A 21,213-nucleotide genomic window follows, 5' to 3' on the forward strand; every position below is an offset into this window, starting at 1 on the left:
CGGCTGGTGTGACAACCGCAAACGACGCGCTCGCGATTCGGATCCGCCTCCCGACACTACTGCGGTGACGGTCTCCGTGCTGCTCGGCTCGATCTCGAGAAAAAACGAGCCGATGGCCGTTATGCACACGGCGGTTCGCGGTACTGCGGCGGATCGATTTCGCGGAGGAAACCGACCCACATCCACCAGTCGTAGTCGTAGTGGTGCCAGTCGACTCTGACCGTGCTGTTGGACGAGTCGACCTCTCTGACGATGCCAGCGTATCCCTGATCGATAAGCTGATAGTCGCCCGACCGATCTCTGTTCTCCCAACCGGGGGCCGCGTTCCCCTGATCGGGCCACACCTGCACCTGATCGCAGACTTCGAATGGACTGGCCGCGGCAGCGCTGCCAGTCACTGCTACGGAACCGACACCAGTAGCCAACACGATGCCGGTCGATCGCAAGACGGTTCGACGGGTTACGTTACTGCCTTCTCCATTCGCCATGCGAGAGTGATTTATCCAGAGAGATGGATGAAATTTTCCCAAAAATTCAATCTGTGAATCGGATAGAGGACCACCTCATTCGATCCGTCCAGTCGACACGGACGGCCCGTCTCTCGCCGGGACGCATGCTACCGGCTGCCGCTGGCCGACTACGACGGTTGCGCACTCGACGCGTCGACGTGGAGTTTCAAAGGGGGAACGGCTGGGTGCCGTCGATCAGTTCTCATTCGGACTTGATTACTCCCGCACCTCGAGTCGTTTACCCGGCGATTCGACGACATCGAGGCCCTACCTGTATAGTAGCCACTGAACGTCATTGTACGCCTGATCGACCGACAACTGTCCGATCAGTGTGTGAATCGTTTCAGTGGCTACTATAGAAGTACACCGGCTCGGACTCCGGGTGCGCGAAGCCGTCGGCGGCCAACACCGTATTCATCTCGATATCGGCGGTGGCCGGACACAGCGGCCAGGGCTCCTGTTCGACGTCCGTATACCGGACCGAGCCGTCGGGAGCCAAAAACAGCTCGTCGATCAGCCGGTAGGCCGCCTCGTATGTAGCGGGTCGGGGACCGGGATGGCGTCGCCGACTGCTGAATCGAATCTGACCGTCGGCGCCTTCGCTCTCCGGGGCCGCCTCGACGTCGAGCGAGATGCAGGCGTAGCTCTCCACCGCGCTGATGAACGAATATCCGAACAAATCAATACGCGTGTCTCAAAATAACAGACCGCACCCACCGATTTCTTCCTGTATCGCTCTGTGATCGGTGACCGGTCACTCGATCATGAGGTGTCGCCCCGAGCGAGTAATCGATCGACCATCGATCGGCCGAGGCCGCTCGCGTCGTCCTCCGCGTTTTCGGCCATTATTGCGATCTTTACCTCATTGACCTCCTCGAGCAGTTCGATCGCATCGAGACACCACGCGTACAGTCCGAGCTCGAGCTGGCGTCGCACTTCCTCCTCAGAACGCGGCGAATAGACGTTGACGCGGCCACCTTCGGCAAGGACGCGAGACGTCTTCGCGACGACGCCGAGATCGACGAGATGATTCAGGTGGCGATTGACGACGCTCTGGTCGCGGTCGATCGTCTCGGCGAGTTCGCCGATGGTCGTTTCGCCGGCGGCCATCACTCGCCGACAGACCTCGAGTTCAGTCGGCGAGATATCGAATACGTCGTGCATTATCTCCTCGACATCCGGTGACTCGGTCGGATCCGTCGTCTCAACGGTGTCCATCGCTCCGTCGCAACATCTCGCGTCCCCGTCGCTCAATCGAAGGTCGCCACAGGTCGAACATTCGTAGATAACCAGCTCGCTGTCGGGTGATGACATGGCTGTCGGTACGAGACCGGCGGAGAAAACAGTTGCAACAGTCTCGATGCAGTGTATTTCGAACCATCCTGTCCCTATAGTAACAACTGAAACGATTCACACACTGATCGCACAGTTGTCGTACGATCGAGTGTGCAGTGACGTTCAGTGACTACTATAGTTTCGGGAACACTGAACGATTAAGACGGCCGATTCCGCGACTAATGGCGTTCCGACGGTCTGGATTTAGTAAGATCATATTAGCCGTTACTTGTCGAGGGCCCGTTCGACGAGTGGGAGTTCCCCGGCCAGGAGGACGAGGAGGCGTCGAACGCTGAGGAATCGGCAGATGGAGACGCCGACTTTCAGTTAGCAGGTACCGCATCGGCCTGGCAAGGGGTGGCTCCAGCTGCCATCGCGGACACGGAGAACCCGACACTCCAACTCGAGGCGGGGACCGAATACGTACTCGTCTGAGAGAACGCCGACGGACTCCAGCACAACTTCGCGATCGAAGACGAAAACGGGGACCAGCTTCAGGCGTCCGAACTCGTCGACGACGAAGGGGCTACACAGACGGTCACGTTCACGGCTACCGAAGAAATGGCCGAGTACTACTGTCAGGTCCATCCCCAGAGTATGCGCGGCGCGATCGAGATTGGCTGACGATAGCGCCGTCCCGAGGTTGGACATCGTCACGGGGTCGGTCCGGTGCTCGAGCGCCGGTCCGTTATTCCTCGCTGGGAAGCGCGACCGGATCGCCGAGTCGAATCCCCATCGGTGCCGGACCGGGCGTCTCGTGGCCGCCGATGTAGCCGAGATAGAGTGCCCTGTTGACGGTGCCGATATGACTGAACGCCTGTGGGTAGTTTCCGAGATGCGCACCGGATTCCGGATCGATCTCCTCCACGATGAGTCCGAGCGGATTCAGGTACGAACACAGCGACTCGAATCGAGACTGCGCCTCTTCGACGCGACCAGAGAGAGCAAGCGCATCGATATCACCCACCTTGAGTTCTCTGCCATCTTCCGAGAGGGATTACTACGACCTCCGATAACAGGCTTACTCGACTATCAGGATCTTGTGAAGAGTCACTAACTGGATATTGAACGCACTGTCGATGATGAAGGAGCGGCGGTTATCAAACTGCCACGTGAAACTGAGGGATCGAAGATAATCAGCGACTATACTGGACAAAAATCACGAAAACGGCATAGTTATGGTTATTAGCGCAAAAATTATGCGCTGTAGCGTGGGTATCGGCCGTACTCGAGACTGTTCAGTCATTATCTTCGATTTCGAGTTCCCCTTCGCGTTCGCCCTTACGGACCCGAACGCGAAGTTCGCCAACCCTGTCACCGCTCTCGGGGATCGTAACTTCGATCTGTCCGCTCTCGTCGGTCTGGCCCGCAGGTCGACGGTCGCCATCTCCGTCCTCCACTTCGACATTGGCATCGACGACCGGTTCGCCGTCGGCGGTCGCCGTGATCGTGACGGTGTTTCCGGGTGCGACGGTCCCCTCGTGGGTGAGTTCGATGTCGCCTTCCGTTTCTCCCGTCACTGGGCCGTCTCCCGGAGCGTCGTTCGGGTTGGCAACATCCCCGTTCGAGTCTGACACGTCGAGAGAGATTTGCGTACCGACCTGCATCGACTCGCCTTCAGTGACGGATGCGTCGACGCGCTCGGTGAACTCCACGGTGGCCGCGTCGGCGGTCCCGGTCTGACCTCTGATCTCGCCACCGGGGTTCGCCTCGGTGTGGACGTTCACGTACGCGGTCTCTCCGCGCAGCTCGTCGAGGAGGGCATCTAGCGACTCGCCCTCGAGCGGGCCGACGAGGTCGTCGCCCGTGATCGTCCCCTCCGCGAGGAGCCCGCTGCCCGAGACCCCCTGCTCGAGCGGGTCGGCGAACGCGTCCTGCTCGTCTCGTTGCCCGAACAACCACGCGACTACGTCGCCGTCCTCGTCGGAGCCGCCGAGGTGGATATGCGCCTGCGTGGCGTTCTCGATCTCGGCGACCAGCAGGACGTAGTGGAGTTCGTTCCCGTCCGCTCCGAGACCGAAGAGGGCCGCTCCCGACGCCGCCGTCTCGACGGGGTCGGTCTGCTGCTCGCCAGAGAGCTGGCCGGCGCTGAAGGCTTCCGAAATCGCCATCTCGTCGCCAGCAGCGGCCGCCCCATCTCCCGTCGTGATCTCCCCGCGCATCGAGTCTGGATGTACTTCACAGTAGTACGTGCTCATCTCCGCGGTCGCCTCGAACTCGAGGGACTGGGTTTCGCCCTCCGTCTCGAGAATCGCCGTCCGCTCGAGCGCGTTGCCGTCGGCGTCGGCGATCACGACGTTGTGCGGTGCCCCGTCGACGTTCGTCCAGGTAAACGTGTAGGTCTCACCGGCCCGTACCTGCAGCGTCGGGTTCGTCTCGCCGCTGATTGCCGCGGGTGCAGTGCCCATCCATCCGTCCGCGTCACCGTCGAACGCGAACTCGCTCCCACCCTCCTGCGTGGCCGCGGCCATGCCGACTCCTGCAACGGCGCCCGTTGTGGCGACGAGCTGCAGGAAGGTCCGTCGAAAGCTATCGTTTCCGAGAGTCCGGTATGAGTCGTCTCTCATGGCAGCCCGGTCTGCGACGACGATAATGAGGGGGACGTATCGTTCCAGTAGGCAGTCCCCACGTGTCGGAGACTGTCGATATGTCGGACACATCACCTCTCTTCGGTGATACGCGTCTAGCTCCGCGGCACTTGCTAGATGGGAAACCGAGGTACTGCGGGGTAGTCAGGCGGTAGTAGAGGTCACCAGTACTGAGATGAATTCGGGATTATCAGTTCGGAATAGCTTGTAGACCGTTTTCACCCGTTTCACCACATGTCCGTGAAACTATACGGTCTCGAGCGCTGAAATCGGGCAGATTCTATTTGAACACTCGCCTGAATACGTAATATGCGCCTCGAGTCTGATTTACTCACGAGGGCGCACCTGAAACCCTTTCAGGTCCCGTCTTTCGGCAGGGCTCGATGCCCGGCAGTCATGCGAACGTAAAAGCCGGATTCGCGAACCGTCTCTCACGTGGTCCGTTCGTCGACTACGTGATCGACTCGAGTCAATTCGAGAGGGGAGTGTGGTCCGAAAACGCGTTTCCGTTCGGAGCGCGTCGTGGTACGGCCGTCTCCGTAGATAGGCCGAGCAGCATACCGAGTATCGGATCGGCGGCATCGCCTTCGCGGATCCGTACCGCTCAACGAGGCGTCTCCAGTCGGCTATCGGAGAGCAAGGACCGCTCGGACAGAAGCGGGTGGGAACGACCGCTCGCCGCGTCACGAGCGGGTGACCGCCTCGTCAGCGAACGTCGTCTGCGTCGGCCACTTCGACGGACGGCGGTAGCTTCTTCGTGCCGTCGAAGACGTACTGATGCTTTCCGTTCTTCGCGGAGAGGCGGATTTCGTTCTTCTTGATGCTGACGGCGGAGCCAATTCGCTTCCCGGGCGTTCCGAGGAACTGGACGTCGGCGTTCGACAGGTCGGTGAGATCGCTCTCGTCGACCGGCCCGTGGAATAGGTAGGCCGCGCCGGCGTCGTCGCCGGCGATGCGGCTGCCGGGCACGCCGATCAGCACGTCGGTCGTCCCGTTGCCGGTGGCGTCGCCGCGAGCGACGGTCCAACCGGTGCGGGCCTCCGGCTTCAGTTTCTTCTTCTCGATCCGATCCGGCAGCGGTTGGACCGGCTCGGCGAAGTCGTCGTCCTCGCCAACCCGGAAGATTCCCCACGCGCCGGCCTCGAGGCGGCGGCGCATTTTCGTCTCCATGTAGATGTGGTCACCGACGCTGTCGACGAGGCCGCCGGCACCGCCCAGCGGATCGATTTTGCGCGATCTGCCCGGCATGAACTGGTCGCCGACGCCGACGATTTCCGACTCGGGGACGTCCTGAGCACGGAGCCACTGGTGGGCGGCAAGATGGAAGTCGAGCCCGCGAGCCTTGTCGGCGGAGTGGCTGACGCGGAACCGGATGGGATCCTCGACGAAGGCGTTCATCACGGGCGTAGCCGGGTCGCCGTGGACCTCCGAGTCGAAGACGAGGTGCTGGTCGTCCGGGCCGGTCTGGAACCGCCGGATGAACGGCTCCGCGCGGTTATTGATCGCCATGTAGCCCTGATCCTCAGGATCGTCCGGGATCTGGTTACACGCCGCATCGGCGTCGTCGTCCGGTCCCGGCGGCACGACGCAGTCGTCAGGATCGTCGCGGTTGACGATGTACCGGCCGTCGCTGAACGACAGCGGGAACTCGCGAAACGCCGGGCCGTCGTCGGGCACGATGATGCTCTCGGTCGTCATCGACGGCGCGAAGCGATCGCCGTGGTCGGCCAGCGGCTCGGCCGTGGCGGGATCGAGCCAGATCGACCCCTCTGGCTCGACGTGCAGGTGGCCGAACGCGCCGTGATGGCGGTGGCCGCGCACGTCTGCCATGTCCCACAGGATGGACGTGCCGAGCAGCTCGTCGGCGAACCAGCGGTAGGTGATCGTCTCGCCCGGCGGGATCGTCTGGTCGAAGTTGAACCCGATGGTCACACCCTGCGAACCCTGGGCGTCCATCTCGAGCCGCTGTGGGCTGAGTGAGGCGCGGTTGGACTCCTCCCACTCGATGTTCAGGTCCTGCTCCCGGGTGCGCATCTCGGGGTGGGCGTGATCGGGGGCGAACTCGACCGGCAGCTCGTTGGTGAGGTTGATCTGGATGCAGTCGCCCTCGTTGGCCCGGAGCGTCAGCGGCTTGGACGGGCGCTCGCCGGCCCGGATCTCCTCGACGTGTTCGTCGAGCGCGATCACGATCCCATAGGGATCGTGGTCGTCGTACTCGTTGAACACGATGTCCGTCTGGAAGACGGTCACGTCGTACTCGCGGACGACCGACCCGTCGGGACACGGATCGCCCGGCTCGGGCGCCCGCGGCGGAATCTCGCCGACGTTGGGGTTCTGACGAGCCGGCTCGTCCGCCGGGAACGGCGGCTTGTCGAGCCGTCCCACGCCGTCGAACTCCTCGAGGCGCTTTTTCAGCCGCTTCGGATCGATGTCCGTCTCGTGTTTCAGTTCCTTGCGCGTCAGCCCGAGCGCCGCGAGGATATCCTCGAGAGTGAGGTCGCCGTACAGGAGTTTCGAGAGGAGTCCCTCGTGGTTCGTCTTCTCGAACGCCTCGACCAGATCGCGCTGCCACTGCTCGTCGAGGGCGTGTTTACCGAGGTCGTACTTCCGCTGGACGTCCTCGGAGTAGGTGAGCCACGCCTTGCGGCCCAGTTTCTTCCAGTCAAGGAACGGGGCCGGGTGGCCCATCTCGCGGAGCTGGTCCTCGGTGATCTTCCCTTTCGGAGCGCCGCGGTCGGGCAGCGGCTGCAGGTGATCGACGCTCGCGCCGAAGACGCGCTGGACGCCCCACATCCCGTCCCAGAGGTCGTCGGTGACGCCCGATCCGTAGAGGTGGTCGTAGACGGGGATCCCGTCCGGATTGGGCAGGTCGTCGGCCTCCGCGTCGAGGAAGAACGTGAACGCCTCGGCGACGTGGATGGCCTGCGAGGCCGTATCCTCCGGACTCGCACCGGCCGGGGTGATCTTGGTCCCGTCGATGAAGAAGTTGTGCTGCTCCTCGTAGGCCGGCTGGACCACGCGGATCCGGACCGGGTCGCCGTCGTAGGTCTCCAGCACCGGCGTCGGCGGATCGCCGTTAACGTACGAGCTGTGGACGTACGCCGGGTCCGGATCGGGCCCGCGGCGGTAGTAGGGCGCGTTCCGGTAGTTGATCGCCATCACGCCGGCGTTCCGATTGTGTTCCTCGAGTTCGTTGACGAATTGGCCCTGCCGGTTGCGAAGTGGCGCGAAGTCGTGGTACAGCAGGGCGAATTCGCGGAAGTCCTCGCCGTCAGGCTGGGAGACGATCGCCTGGGTCCCAGCTTCGATCGGGTCGCCGGTGTGGGGATCGTACCACTCGGAGTCCTCGGGTTCGACGATCAGCGCGGCGAAGTGGCCGTGCATGACCTCGTCGATCCCGTCAATGTGGTCGTGGAAGAGGATCGTCCCCTCCTCGTCGGCGTACCAGCGGTAGGTCATCTGGCCGCCGGGCTCGGCCGCCTGATCGTAGTTGAATCCGTTGGCCAGCGAGTCCGAGCCCAGCACGTCGTAGGAGACGAAGTGGATGTGGTTCGACCGTCCCGACGGCATCAGGTTCGTCAGCGTAATGTCGACGCAATCGCCGACGTTGGCTCGAATTACCAGCGGCTCGGGGTTCATCTTCCCCGTCAGGACGTCCGCGACGTCCTCTTTGAGGACGAACACCTGCCCGTCGGGGTCGTGGTCGCCAGCGTCGTTGTAGACGAGTTCGGCCGGGAGCGCGACGATGTTGTACTCGCGCACCGGCGCGTCCTCGCCCGCCGGCGGCCCGCCGAACTCCTCGGGAGCGATCTCGGGATCGCACGGATCAGTGTACGGCGCGCCGGGAACGATATCGCCGAGCGCCGCGGCCTCCTCGGGCGTCGGATCGCGGATGAAATCGTACGGCGGCTTCGGCGGCGCTTCGCCCTGCTCCCCGGGGATGAAGTCGGGGAAGCCGGGGGTCTCGTCGTCCGCGTCCAGCGGCGGCGCGTTGTCCTCGAGCAGTTCGAGATCCTCCTGGACTTTGTCGTAGACGCGCATGCTCGCCCACATTCCCTCGGCGTAGTGGGGGAAGAGGTGGCAGTGCAGCAGGTAGTCGCCGGTGGACCCGTGGGCACCGCCGGCACCGACGTCGAACGCCTCGTCCCAGTCCATCCCCGGCCGGACCGTCTCGAGCGGGTCCGCGATCCCCTCGAGGTCGTCGTCATCGTCGTCGAGGTCCAACTCGTCGTCGACGAGGTTCAGCCCGTCCTCAAGCCGGTCGGGCACCTCTCCGGGGCCGAAGCCGATCGGCCGGACGTCGAAGAAGCCGACGCCGCCGTGGGCGGTGACCAGTTTCGTCTCGTGGGTCGCGCCGAACCCGAGGTTCTGCACGTCGAGGGTGTCGACATCCTCGCGCTCGCCGACTTCCTTCCAGCGGTGGCCGTGGAGGTGGTGGGAGTGGCGTTCCTCGTGGGACGCGCCGACGGCGACCAGCTTGACCGGATCGCCCAGATACGTCCGGTAGACGTTGTCGCCGCCACCAGGGTCGCCGAAGATCCAGGAGTTGTAGAAGTACTCCTCGACATCCTCGGCGTCCGGATCGGGGTCGTCGACGAGCTCGAGCCCCTCCTCGCCGAGCCTGATGCCGGTCGGATCGGCCCGGTAGTTGATCGCGTGGACCGTCTGGGGCTCGTCGGAGCCGGGCCAGATCAGCTCCCTGCCGTCGGCGGGGTAGACTCCCTCCGGGGTGTGGTAGTGGATGATGAACTCCCGGTGGGCGGGCTCGTCCTCGCCGGGCACGTGAACGTCCGCGCGGACGCCGCTACGGTGTTCCTCGCCGGTCTCGGGATGAGTCCACGTCGCTTCCGGCGGCTCGACGACGGCCGAGCCGAACAGGCCGCGGGAGACGAGGTTAGCCTCCTCGGGCGGCGCGTCGGCGCTGTCGAACGCCGGATTGGCGAGGTCGTGGAAGAAGTGAGTCCCCTCGTGGGTGGCGTACCACTCGTAGCTGACCGTCTCCCCGGGAGCCGCGGTCGTGTCCAGGTTGTCGCCGACGCTCGCGCCGTCGGACTCGGTCACCTGGTAGGGCAGCGCCGTCTGGTGCATCGAGGCGTGCCGATCGAGGTGGTTGACGAACTCGATCTCGAACACGTCGCCGACGTTCGCGCGGATCGTCAGCGGCTGCAGGACTGACGTGTCGACGTCGCCCAGCTTCCGCTTTGCTTTCGCCTTCTTCTTGCGCGCTCGGTGGAGCGCCTTCCGCGCTTTCTTGCGCTCCTTGTCGTTTTTCGCCTTCTCCTTGCGTTTCTTCGCCTCTTCGATCTCCTTCTCCGCCGTCTCGAGTTTCTTCTCCGCTTTCTTCCGCTCTTTCTTATTGAGATCGTCGCGGTGGTAGTCTTTCTTCTGACGCTTCTTATCGCGCGCGTCGTCCGGCAGATCCGCGAAGGCGTCGTCGGGCGTCACGTCCGAGGCGGCCAGTGCCTCCACGAGATTCTCCTCAAGGACGTAGACGGTCGCCTTGGGCTGATGAAGCCCGAACGCGTTGTAGACGACGTCGGTCTCGATCGCGTGGACGGTGAACTGTCGGACCTGTCCGCCCGGCGCCGGTTCGTCGCCCGGTATCGTCTCCGTCTTGTCGCCGTTACTGGCGGAATCGCCGTTGAGACACCCCGCTGCGGCCAGCATCCCTGCGGACGCGGCCGACCCCTTGAGGAACGATCGTCTCGTCGGGAAGTCGAGACTGCTCGGCAGTCGGTTCTCCTCTTCCGTTTTGTTCGTATTGTCCGGATCCATGCTAAATAGCTCTCGTGTGAGTGTCTGCTAACACAGGATCCGGTACCGGAATATCAGGTATTGTAATATGATTCCTTCCGAAACGTACGGACTTCCTGACTCCTTCGAGGCTAGAATCCGCTATTTTCAGCAATTACTGAAAGACGGGATTCGAACACATTTCGCGACGAAGAACCAGTCTCTCGTCACGGCATCCCGGCTGTGTCGTGCGATTCTTCCAGAAATGTTCGCAAAGGCATTGCCGTTTCGTCTCGAGAACGGACGCGAAATCGTCAGCGGCCGGTCGATATCGGCGAGATACCGACATTCACAGGTAGGGGAACACAACAAGGAGATAGTGACATCCAGTTGGTGTTTTGGAGAGAGACATGGAGCGGTGCGAGCGGACGACGGAATCACGCGCGTCGCCAGCGAAGTAACCGGTAGCATAACTCCTCACGACGAGTCCGTTCCGAACTGTACGGCGGAGATACCGTCGGCGCACCACCGGTCAGTGTCCGCTGGAACCGCGAATGATAACGGATCGATCCCGTCGGCGAGGCCGTGCTGCCCTTTTTTGGGTGACGGGGACGGAGTCCGACGTGGACGCTTTCTCGGCGGCCGCGCGGACGGAACCGGCGATAGAGCGCTTGACGGCGGTCGACACGGTCGGAGATCGGACGCTGTTCCGCGCCGAGTGGGCCGAGGACGTGGACGGCGTCATCACCGGCATCGAGACGGCGGTGGCCACCGTCCTCGAGGCGACGGGCTCCGCGGTGGAGTGGCAGTTCGAACTGCGGTTCGCGGACCACTCCTGTGTCCGCACCTTTCAGCGGTACTGTACGGCACACGACATCGAGATCGATCTCGTGCGGATCCGCCATCTCGTCGACCCGGAACCGACGAGGTCGTACGGACTTACCGATATCCAGCGCGAAACGCTGGCACTGGCCTACGCACGGGGATACTTCCGTGAACCGCGAGCAGTGAGCCTCGCAGAGCTCGCGGCCGAGTTCGTCGTCATCCCGCTGCCAGTAGACAGTCTGATCAGTGACGCTCGTTTGATATCCGACCTCGAGTTTGGGATGCCACCCGAACTCGTCAGGATCGTAATTGTCGGGATCCTTCATATAGTAGTGCTTGGCCTCCTTTCCGCTCTCATGGACTCGGACGATCTGTCCGGCCCGCTGATCGTTGCCGACACTGGTCACGTAGTCACCGGGGCGGTCGAGATTGTCTTCGACGTGTTTCCGATACCCAGAGCGATCAGATTCTAAGAGCGAATGTATCCGGGCGATCGGACCGTCCGCCGCATAGATCGGACCGGACTTCGACCGGAGCAGTCGAACAGACACTGCTGCGTCGACGATGTTGCTCGTCTTGTAGAACTCGTCGAAGTACCGTCGCGTGATCCCAAACGTCGCCGCTGCTTCTGCGAGTAAGTCGGAGTAGCGATCGAACTCGATGTTCGATCCCTGACCTGTGCATCGACGTACGGCGCGCCGAGGTCCATGTAGCCATTTACGTCTTTGACGGGACCAGTCCATTGGACATCGTCGTCGTACGTCTCGTCTTCACGGACGGAATAGAGCCGGTACAGATACGCCGTCTCGAGATTATAGGACAAATCATCCCACGGAAGGATTGACTGGTTGTCATAGTCAAGACAGACCCGCCAGGTCTCGCCACCAGACTCGAAAGTGGTGGACGGCTTTCCGTCATTGGTCCAGTCGTGGTTCTTCCGGACGTCCGTAAGTGCGTAGTACGGCTTCAACCCATCCCGAATGAGATGGAAGTGACCGTCAAACTCGTGGCACTGGAACCGCAGGAACTTCCGCGCGCTCACAGCGACCACCCAACTGTGAGCCGCTGTATGCGGGTAGCGGAAATTTCAAACCGGATCGCGCGGTCATTTTGCACGCCCGATCACCTCCGCTATGTGTCGGGTGATTGCTCCCGGAGATCGGAGCAGTGCGCCGCAGAGAGCCGAGATAACTTTGGACGAGTGACCGGCTCTCGCGATTTCCTTTCGAGTCACGGCTGACACCTCCCATCCTCGAGCGCCCGGCAGCGCTTTTTCGGATAGTCGATTTCGCAACCGCAGAACTCACAGATCAGTGGCGAATGATAGTCGCCGGTCAGGCGACAAATCACGCAAACCACCTCGATTCCCTCAAAAAACCGCCAACAGGCGTCTGCCTGCATACGATTTTCTGTTGAACTCTATTCTGTGAGGGAATAGTCGTCAGCCCAAAAGTGACAAACCCAGACGTTTTGAAGGTTCTACCTTGCGGTATAGAACCCTCTCTATGGTATTTAATTACGAGTGGACTTGCCGGGATTTGAACCCGGGGCCTCTCCCATGCCAAGGGAGTGATCTACCGCTGATCTACAAGCCCTCGAGCGCATCTCTCACTTTCCGACGGGAATAGATAAACCCCTCGAATTCCTCGAGTCCCCGTCACAGTCCCGCATTCACACGAATCTAACTCCCCTTCCTCGAGCGAGTCCGAGCCCACTCGAATACCCACCAACGTGCCGAAACACGACGCAGACCGTTTATTCCAGTAGCTATAAGTTACAGTACAAACAGTATCGGAACGGAAGCGACGGTTCCGAACGCGGGGGCATGCGTTAAAATGCCCCGGGTGTTACAGCACCCGAAGCGTGGCTTCCAAACGGCACGGTTTGCAAGCCATGATTCAATTACTTCTACCGAGACATAAACGCCTCGCACGACGACACCAGTACCGCCACGATCGCCGACCCTCGAGTCACGACGCCCGAAACGCGAACGGAGAGCCGCAATGACCGACCGCGACTCGGGCTCGAGCGATCCCGGAGCCGCCGGTGACGGCGACGACGATCGAGACGAGCGCTCGAGTTTTCCGCCGTGTCCGAAGTGCGACGACGCGGTGATCACGGTCACGACTCGCGGGCCGATGGAGCATATCGCGGGTCCGTGTGGCTGTCGGCTCAGCCCCGGCCAGGTCCAGTGGCTCTGATACGGACTGGTGTACCGATTTCCCAGAGAACCGCAGAGACGGGACTGTCCGAAACCACGACGAAAGCCCCTGCTGGCTCCGGTCGAGGGACTTGCTGCGCGCTCCCGTCGGTCGCGTGCTTGCGTCGTCCGTCTTCCCGGAGCCAGCAGCCCCTTTCAGTCCCACCCGCGGTGGCATCCCGGTCAGCCGATACAGGTGGGACTGAAAGGGGCTGTCGCGGTCGATCCGTCCCGGACGACGCAAGCACCGGAGCGACCGATGGGAGCGAGGAGCGAAGCGAGGCCCGGACGGTCGAGCGCGGCAGGGGCTTTCGTGATGTTCGTAGTGGGTAGAGGGTACTCACAGGAGGATCTAAATACGAATCCTCGAGAGGTTACGAACATTTTTTGCGGGTTCGTCGACGAAACCCGACGATGGCCGGGGATCAAGGTCGCGATCGAACTCACAGTCACGACGACGAGCGCACCCGCCGCGCCGACGTGCGGGACACCTACGACCGGATCGCGACCCACTTCGCGTCCACGCGGGAGTACGCCTGGCCCGAAGTCGAGGCCTTCGTCGACGCCCACGCGACCGACCGCGCCGGCGTCGGACTCGATCTCGGCTGCGGCAACTGTCGCCACGCCGAGCTCCTCGAGCCCCGCCTCGAGACGGTCATCGGCCTCGACGTCAGCCGCGGCTTGCTCGAGACGGGCCGGGAGCGCGCGCTCGAGCGCAACTTCGACGTCGAGTTGGTTCAGGGGGACGCGTCGACACTCCCGCTGGCCGACGACAGCATCGATATCGCGATCTACGTTGCGACACTGCACCACCTGCCGACGCGGGCGGCCCGCCGGGCGAGTCTGGACGACCTCGCGCGGGTACTCGCCCCCGACGGCCGCGCCTTGGTCAGCGCGTGGTCGACCGCCCACGACCGGTTCGAGGAAACCGAGGGGTTCGATACGACGGTCGAGTGGACTCTCCCCGACGGCGAGGCGGTCGACCGATTCTACCATATCTACGCCCCTGACGAATTCGAGACCGATCTCATCGATAGCGACCTCGAGGTACTCGAGTGGGAACTCTCGAGCGGGAACTGTTATGCGACGGTCGCGGGCACTGGGACGACCGAATAGTCCCGTTTCGAAGGTGGCTAATTCGTCCCCACCGGCGACGTTGATCGCCAGCGGGCAGCCACGAGGAAAAGGAAGAGCCTTAAACGTGGAACGAAAATCCGAGAATGCGCGCGGATGGTCTAGTGGTAGGACCTGAGCCTTCCAAGCTCATGGCCCGGGTTCAAATCCCGGTCCGCGCATTGCTGTCGCAAGCAAATTCGCGAGCGACAGCAATCGTACGAGGGATTTGAAGCACGCGAGTCGCAGCGTCCGAACGAAGTGAGGACGACCGTCTCGCAGTCGGGTTCAAATCCCGGTCCGCGCACTCCTCAGCCGTTCGCTCGTTGGTTTTCCGGCTTTCCAGCAATGACCCGACCATGCCATTCGAAGCTTACAACGTGGGTTGGCGTATCGCACCCCGGAGCCGTCCCAGAGATGTAAAAAATTTCAGTCATACTAGAGGTGTAGTCAGCAGTTCCCCGGTTTTCGCGGAATCGGAGGTAGGGGCTTTTGCAGGATGAACGTGACAAGGTCGATGGAGTCATTGTGGTTCCGGAGCACGGAGAGTCATCAGGCCATCGATGTCGTCGACATGTTCGATCCGGTTACGAAGTGGAACGCCCGGCTTAACGAGCCGAACATCGTCCACGAATCGGTCCGGAAGGCCTTCAAAACGGCGGAGTACGAGAAGCCCGGCGCGCCCCATCTCGAACTGCCGGAAGACCACCACGTTTGGCACCGGTCAACTCACATTGGAGCTGTCTGAAACTACTCTTCGATGTGATTTTAACGACCACGGTAGGTGTCTATCGACGTACTCGTGATGGAGGTGTTACACTTCCATATGTTCATTTATAAACCAGTGAATGATGTGGCCCTCGGCACGATGGAGAACATCGCTACACGTGGCATTTGCGATTCCGAGAGTGTCAGCTACGTCGCCTAACGTCGATTCCCGTGGCACCTGATAATATCCCTCTTCGGCGGCCGTTGCCAACACCTCTTGCTGGCGGTCAGTTAGCAATCGATCCGCCTGACTCGTATCAATATCACGAATGTGTTCAATAGTGAATCCGATTCCGAGATCATCAAGGTGTGTACGGAGGCTCGAAAGGCGGTCGTTCGATGTAGTCACGTTCCACGTGGCCTGCCCGTTCTGGATGTCGAACGGCATCTTGAGCGGAACGCCAGCTCGCCAGATCGGGAGGAGTGGGAGGGGGTTCGACGTCTGTATCTGGAGGAGCGCTTCGTCGTCGTGTTTCCAGAGCAGTTCGAGGCTATCGATGTCATCGCGGGCCTGAATGTCGGTAATGATCGGCAGCGGATCGGTGGCGGTAAGCCGGATGAGTCCGATGCCGGTGTCTTTTCCGACGATACTTGTGACAACTTGGAACACTAACTCCGGATGGGTAGCCGAGAGATCTCCAATCCAGATGTGCTCTGGGAGATCGATCGTGAGTTTCGCGTGTGGCATTGAGGGTAACTCCTCGTCGGGAATTGTTCTGAATAACACCAGTCACTAATATGTTCGTGATACGCTCAATGGTTCGCACTAGCGACTAACCGGTATAGACTCGCACTCATACATAATGCTGGAAATCACAGCTCATGAGGCGTTTAGCGTACTACAAGCTGAATCCAGGGTTGTTTCCTTTTATGGTATCGATAGTCTTTTCCACGACACGGACAGGCTGGTATTTCTTGAATTACAAACAATCACAGAAATGTCAAACCAACGGACGAGTTCACAATGACGCCCGGTATAAGCGAGCAGATCACGGAAAACGCTCGTCTCGTGATCGCAGTCATGCTCATCGCATCGGCCGTCATTGTCGCCGGGATCCCAATGGTCGAACGCTCGACTTCGCTTGATCAGTTCCAGACTGATGCTGACGAAGCTGACGCGCTCGATTACTCCGAGGGGAACTTCTCTGCGGGCACGACGAACACGACGTCTGCACAGATCATCGTCCAAGACGATGACGTCCTCGACAAGGAGACACTCGTTTCGATACTCGAATACGAGCAAACAGTACGGAACAACGAAACGGTCAACGGCACACTCGTCGAGAACGACTCCACGCGGAGCGTCGCGAATCTGATCGCAACTACGGCGTTCCGTGACGACCAAGCCGAGGAGCTTCGAACCCGTGAGCGCGAACTCTCCGAGACGGAATCGACGCTCGACGCTACCCTCGATTCGCTCGCTCATAACCCGAACGCCAGCATCCGACCGGCGTTCGAGGATGTCAACGCGAACACGTCGATAAATCTCACCGAGACGGAGTACGCGCTCTTTACGAACGCCGTCGAGGAGCGTCGCGCGGCGACTGATGAGAACGCGACTACCGACGGCCAAAACGGGACCGGAGACGGTGACGGGAACGTCACGCAACGTATACTGGCCGAAGAGTACGCGGCCCTCTCCGAGGACAAGCAGCGCCTGAGCAATCTCGACCCCTCTCTCAGTACTCAAATCGACGAACTCCGGTCGCTGAACGAGTCACAGGTCGATGGAATCGTTACCAACGTACTCACTGGAAACACGAGTCGATCGACACAGGCGCTCGCGTTCATGCCCGACTATTACGAGCGGGGATCAACCGAAGCCAACGCGACACTGCTCGTGGTGTCCCAGGAGACACCTGGTGGCTCGTTTGCGCCGGGTGACGCGCCCGACGAGATTGAGGACTCCCAAGTGGCCATGACAGACCTCGCACCGGACGACGACTCTATGTCTGTCCTGATTTACGGGGATGGCATCGTGTCCACGGAGATTATTGACTCAATGGTCGACAGCGTCCTGCTGGTCGGGCCGCTGGCCGTCGCGTTCGTCCTGCTCGTCCTCGTGGTCGTCTACAGGGACTTGCCCGACATCCTGCTCGGACTCCTCGGAATCGTCCTCGTCCTCGCGTGGACGTTCGGTGCAATGGGGTGGTTCGACATCGCGTTCAGCCAGCCGTTCATCGTCGTTCTCGTTCTTCTCACCGGGCTTTCCATCGACTACGGGCTCCACGTCGTGATGCGCTACCGCGAGGCCCGCGGGTCCAGTGAAACGGCACCCAGTCGCGCCATGGCCGTCGCACTCGGTAGTGTCGGTGTCGCGCTCGTTTACGTGACTACAACGACTGTCATCGGCTTCCTTTCAAACCTCACGAGTCCGCTGGCAGTCTTCCGTGAACTCGGGATCGTTAGCGCGATCGGGATCGTTGCCACACTACTCATCTTCGGCGTCTTCGTCCCTGCGCTGAAGGTCGAACTCGACGAGCTGCTCGAGAGCCGCGGTGTTGACCGTGTGAAACCGGCAGTCGGGACTGGGACCGGATTAATCAGTCGCCTCCTCGATACCGGTGCGACACTCGCAACGACGGCCCCATACGTCGTTATCATTGTCGCACTCCTCGTTAGTAGTGTGGGCGTTTACGGTGCGACGGGAATCAACGCCAGCTTCGAGCAGTCCGACTTCCTGGCGGAGGACCCCGACGACTGGCTGAAGAACTTACCCGGCCCGATTGCACCGGGAACGTACACGGCAGAAACGGCAATTGACACGCTCGACTCTGATTTTATTAGACAGGATACAACGACGACGATACTCGTCAGGGGTGACGTAGCCGACCCCGCAACGCTTGATCGCCTCAACTCGGCGCGGAAGAACGCCAGCAGCATGGATACGACGGAGACGTACATCGGTGGCGAGGCCGCGATCACTGATCCGATAACGGTGATGGATCGAGTCGCGGCGGAGAACGACTCGTTCAACGCGACGCTCGCGGCCGCCGATACCGATAACGATGGTGTCCCGGACGAAAACGTGGCCACCGTCTACGAAGAACTCTACCGAATCGCGCCCGAAGAGGCAGAGAATGTCATCTACCGTGATGACGGCGAGTACCGGGCGATTCGGATGGTTGTAATGGTCGACGGGAGTGCTGAAGACGAAACCGTCCGTGACCAGATGGGGTGGATCGCTGAGGACGTCGACGGCGAGGGCGTTTCAACGATCGCAACGGGGGACACCATCGTGAACCAGATCACGGCTGATCAGCTCGCGGAGACAGCCTTCATGAGTCTGGTGGTCGCGCTTGTGTCGGTACTCGTCGTCCTTACGGCCGCCTACCGGTTCACTGAGGGGAGCGCCTCACTCGGAGTCATAACGATCGTTCCTGTCGCGTTCACCCTGACATGGGTACTCGGAACGATGGCGCTGCTCGATATCCCGTTCAATATCGTCACTGGCATGATCACCGGACTTACCATCGGACTCGGAGTGGACTATAGTCTCCACATCAGCGAACGGTTTAACCAGGAACTCGAGGAGACGGAGACAGTCGCGGCGGCACTGCACGAGACTGTGAGTGGTACTGGCGGCGCACTGCTCTCGAGTGCAGTGACGACTGCCAGCGGATTTGCTGTGTTGCTCGTCGCGATACTTCCGTTCCTCCAGTCATTCGGCCTTATTACTGCGCTCACCATCGTCTTCGCCTTCCTTGCAAGCGTGTTCGTCCTTCCAAGTCTATTGGTCGTCTGGGCTCGGCTCGTGGGTCGCGGCGAGGGTACGGATACAGACTCGTGTGGTGCGGCGGCCGAGACCAACAGTGATGTCCCTAGGCGATAGACCAACCCGCCATCCGGTCTAAACAGTCCGCCCTGTGACGTTCCCGCTTTCGGCATTGTCAGATGTATGCTAGTTTGGTTTCGTCATGGACGAGATCACTGGTTGTCTTGTCACATCCATCGATCAGGAGGCCGAACGTATGATAAACCCCATCGAAGTGAAGTAGGCGGATATGTACCGATCAAATCACTTTCATAACCGGTGCATCATAACCCACCACGACTACCTCCGCTGGCCTTCAACGATGGACGCAACGGTTTACCATTGCCAGCGCGGGGTCGTTCGTCGCGTTCCTCCTTGTGCCCTCCGTCGACGCCAGCCAGCAAACCGCCGGTTGATCGGCCTGTTCGGTTTTGGTTGTCCGATGGTCTTCGGGATGAGGTACCTTCTTTTCCCTCTCTACGTCGGCCGAACGCTCGTTGACCATCGCCTCACGGAAAACGGACGTGAGGAGAAAATGCGCGATAGCGGGATTTGAACCACTCCCGATCCGCACATTCTGTCGCAAACGAACTCGCGAGCGAGTAGGATCGGAAACGAGATTTGAAATTACGGACGTCCCGGGGCGCGAGCGGAGCGAACGCGACCGTCTTCGAGCAGACTTCGACCGACTCGGCCCCGAACGGAGCCACCGGCGGTGACGAATCGCTAACTCTCGAGGTAGCCCAGCGACTCGAGGCGCGCTTCGACTTCGTCCTGCGCTTCCGCCTCGTAGTCGTCCGTTTCGGTTTCGGCTTCGACGGTGGCCAGGACCTCTTCAACGACGAACGTCACGTACTCGTCGGCCGAGTCGAAGTCGCTTCTGGGAACTCGAGATTCGATCCGCGAAACGAGTTCCGACGGGAGTGCGATCGATTCGTGGTCATCGCGGTCCAGCTCAACGGTCTGATTCGAAGCCATGACGCGACTATCGGCGCACGAGCTAGATAATTACCCGGCGTATAAACGGTTGAGGCTGCCGAATACGACACCGGCATTAATTATCGTGGCCGGATAGCCTCTCGACAGAATGGGCGATCAACGGAACGTTATCCTACTGACTGTCGACAGTCTTCGACTCGATTACTGTGGCTATGCGGACGACTCGTCGGGATCGATGCCGACCCTCGAGCGACTCGCCGACGAGGGACTCGCGTTCGAGAACGCGATCGCGACGGGGCCGGCGACCCACGAGTCGGCGACGACGTTCATGACGGGAGCGCACGCCGTCGAGCGATCGGGGAGCACGGAGTTCACCAAAGCACAGATGCGAACCCATATCCAGTCGCACCTCCGCTCGCAGCGGACGATAGCCGAGCGGCTGTCGGCGGCCGGGTACGACACGGCGGGGTTCACCGCGAATCCGTGGACCTCGAGTCACTTCGGCTTCGATGCCGGCTTCGACCACTTCCAGGACTTCATGGACGAGGACCTCTCGTCGGGGCTCATCGAGGGCGGGAAGCCGGATGACTCGATCCGCTACGCGCTCGTCCAGGCCCTCAACTGGTGGCAGGGCCAGGACATGTTCATGTCGTGGGAGACGTATTACGACGAGCTGTCGTCCTGGCTCGAGAGCGCCGACGAGCCCTACTTTATGTGGTCGTTCCTGGTCGATCCGCACCTCCCCTACATCCCGGGCGACGAGTATCGCTCGCGCTCGAGAGTGATGACGTATCTGGCGAATATATGGATGTACGCCGGCCGACCGGATTGGTTCGACGAGCGGTTCCGCGCGGCGCTTCTGGACGCATACGAGGATACGGTTCGACACACCGATGCGTTCCTTTCGCAGTTGCTCGACGATCTCGACGAGATGGACGAAGATCCATTGCTTGTGATCCATGCGGACCACGGCGAACTGTTCGGCGAACACGGCCGGTACGGCCACGGCGGGTACCCGCACGAAGAGCTCGCGCAGGTGCCACTGGTCGTCGCCAACGGGCCGACCGATACCGTGACGGAGCCGTTCTCCCTGCGCCGACTGCCCGAACTCGTCTCGACGCTGGCGGCGGGCGGCGACTACGAGGCGGTGACGGACCCCTGGGTGATCACGCGGAATCGGAATCCGACCACGTGCGTTCGCGGTGCGAACTGGAAGTACAGTAGGACACACACGGGTGAGGAGCGGCTTCGTTCGCTGCCGGAAGAAGAGCCACTGGAAAACGAGGAACTGCGCGCGATCGGCAGCCGACTGGTCGATGACTGGGAAGCCGCGAAATCCGAGCGCGAACGGATCGTCGGGGCCGTCGACGACCTCCCGATCGCCGACAAAGCGTAGGCGACCCCGTCCGACGGCACGAGTTAGCCGAGTGATAAAACGACAGACGCCGC

The 21,213-nt window shown here is 61.2% G+C and carries 11 protein-coding genes, 2 tRNA genes and 6 pseudogenes; 8 read left to right on the plus strand and 11 right to left on the minus strand.

The window, feature by feature from the left end; all coding sequences use genetic code 11:
- Positions 1 to 119: 119 nt before the first annotated feature.
- The 3 genes from CP556_RS25170 to CP556_RS02625 form a co-directional block, all read right to left on the minus strand.
- Entirely contained in the window at positions 120 to 398 is a 279-nt protein-coding gene (locus CP556_RS25170; RefSeq protein WP_176548102.1) for a hypothetical protein, read from the minus strand.
- Positions 399 to 852: 454 nt separating this feature from the next.
- A complete protein-coding gene (locus CP556_RS02620) occupies positions 853 to 1,161 on the minus strand; it encodes a DUF2071 domain-containing protein (RefSeq protein WP_255291390.1) in 309 nt (102 codons plus the stop codon).
- Between the two features lie 110 nt (positions 1,162 to 1,271).
- Positions 1,272 to 1,823 carry a helix-turn-helix domain-containing protein gene (locus tag CP556_RS02625; protein ID WP_098724206.1) on the minus strand — a complete coding sequence of 184 codons (552 nt, stop codon included), beginning with the start codon at positions 1,821 to 1,823 and terminating at the stop codon, positions 1,272 to 1,274.
- Between the two features lie 480 nt (positions 1,824 to 2,303).
- Here CP556_RS02625 and CP556_RS26520 point away from each other — a divergent pair.
- Positions 2,304 to 2,468 (plus strand): annotated as a pseudogene (locus CP556_RS26520) (cupredoxin domain-containing protein); the annotation flags it as partial.
- A 64-nt stretch (positions 2,469 to 2,532) separates the two neighbouring features.
- Here the strand turns inward: CP556_RS26520 and CP556_RS02635 are convergent.
- The 3 genes and pseudogenes from CP556_RS02635 to CP556_RS02645 form a co-directional block, all read right to left on the minus strand.
- A pseudogene (locus tag CP556_RS02635) lies at positions 2,533 to 2,802 on the minus strand (glycoside hydrolase family 15 protein); the annotation flags it as partial.
- Between the two features lie 280 nt (positions 2,803 to 3,082).
- Positions 3,083 to 4,411, minus strand: a complete 1,329-nt coding sequence (locus CP556_RS02640; RefSeq protein WP_141551624.1) for a CHRD domain-containing protein — start codon at positions 4,409 to 4,411, stop codon at positions 3,083 to 3,085.
- Positions 4,412 to 5,137: 726 nt separating this feature from the next.
- Positions 5,138 to 10,207 (minus strand): multicopper oxidase domain-containing protein, encoded by a 5,070-nt coding sequence (locus CP556_RS02645; RefSeq protein ID WP_098724208.1) that lies wholly within the window; start codon positions 10,205 to 10,207, stop codon positions 5,138 to 5,140.
- 512 nt (positions 10,208 to 10,719) lie between these two features.
- On the opposite strand from CP556_RS02645, the pseudogene CP556_RS27505 reads away from it, so the two are divergent.
- Positions 10,720 to 11,157 (plus strand): annotated as a pseudogene (locus CP556_RS27505) (helix-turn-helix domain-containing protein); the annotation flags it as partial.
- Positions 11,158 to 11,238: 81 nt separating this feature from the next.
- On the opposite strand, the pseudogene CP556_RS27510 reads toward CP556_RS27505, so the two are convergent.
- From CP556_RS27510 to CP556_RS02655, 3 genes and pseudogenes are all read right to left on the minus strand, one after another.
- Positions 11,239 to 11,733, minus strand: a pseudogene (locus CP556_RS27510) (DUF7845 domain-containing protein); the annotation flags it as partial.
- Between the two features lie 77 nt (positions 11,734 to 11,810).
- A pseudogene (locus CP556_RS27515) lies at positions 11,811 to 12,041 on the minus strand (DUF7845 domain-containing protein); the annotation flags it as partial.
- Positions 12,042 to 12,513: 472 nt separating this feature from the next.
- A tRNA-Ala gene (locus CP556_RS02655) sits at positions 12,514 to 12,585 on the minus strand.
- Positions 12,586 to 12,993: 408 nt separating this feature from the next.
- Here CP556_RS02655 and CP556_RS25760 point away from each other — a divergent pair.
- The 4 genes and pseudogenes from CP556_RS25760 to CP556_RS02675 all read left to right on the plus strand — a co-directional run.
- Complete coding sequence (locus CP556_RS25760) at positions 12,994 to 13,191, plus strand: hypothetical protein (protein ID WP_176548103.1); 198 nt, start codon at positions 12,994 to 12,996, stop codon at positions 13,189 to 13,191.
- Between the two features lie 413 nt (positions 13,192 to 13,604).
- On the plus strand, positions 13,605 to 14,306 hold the full coding sequence (locus CP556_RS02665; RefSeq protein WP_098724210.1) for a class I SAM-dependent methyltransferase: 702 nt from the start codon (positions 13,605 to 13,607) through the stop codon (positions 14,304 to 14,306).
- A gap of 108 nt (positions 14,307 to 14,414) precedes the next feature.
- Positions 14,415 to 14,485 (plus strand) — tRNA-Gly (locus CP556_RS02670).
- 362 nt (positions 14,486 to 14,847) lie between these two features.
- Positions 14,848 to 15,009: pseudogene (locus tag CP556_RS02675) on the plus strand (acetolactate synthase large subunit); the annotation flags it as partial.
- A gap of 108 nt (positions 15,010 to 15,117) precedes the next feature.
- Here the strand turns inward: CP556_RS02675 and CP556_RS02680 are convergent.
- Complete coding sequence (locus CP556_RS02680; RefSeq protein WP_098724211.1) at positions 15,118 to 15,759, minus strand: helix-turn-helix domain-containing protein; 642 nt, start codon at positions 15,757 to 15,759, stop codon at positions 15,118 to 15,120.
- Between the two features lie 276 nt (positions 15,760 to 16,035).
- Between CP556_RS02680 and CP556_RS02685 the strand changes: the two genes are divergently transcribed.
- Positions 16,036 to 18,903: an MMPL family transporter gene (locus tag CP556_RS02685; protein WP_255291391.1), complete on the plus strand. Its 2,868-nt coding sequence runs from the start codon at positions 16,036 to 16,038 to the stop codon at positions 18,901 to 18,903.
- A 648-nt stretch (positions 18,904 to 19,551) separates the two neighbouring features.
- Here CP556_RS02685 and CP556_RS02690 read toward each other — a convergent pair.
- Positions 19,552 to 19,803 (minus strand): hypothetical protein, encoded by a 252-nt coding sequence (locus CP556_RS02690; RefSeq protein ID WP_098724212.1) that lies wholly within the window; start codon positions 19,801 to 19,803, stop codon positions 19,552 to 19,554.
- A 109-nt stretch (positions 19,804 to 19,912) separates the two neighbouring features.
- Here CP556_RS02690 and CP556_RS02695 point away from each other — a divergent pair, with 109 nt between their 5' ends.
- Positions 19,913 to 21,160, plus strand: coding sequence for a sulfatase-like hydrolase/transferase (locus CP556_RS02695; RefSeq protein ID WP_098724213.1), 1,248 nt, complete (start codon positions 19,913 to 19,915; stop codon positions 21,158 to 21,160).
- Positions 21,161 to 21,213: the final 53 nt, after the last annotated feature.

The sequence above is a fragment of the Natrinema sp. CBA1119 genome (assembly GCF_002572525.1).
GTDB lineage: Archaea > Halobacteriota > Halobacteria > Halobacteriales > Natrialbaceae > Natrinema.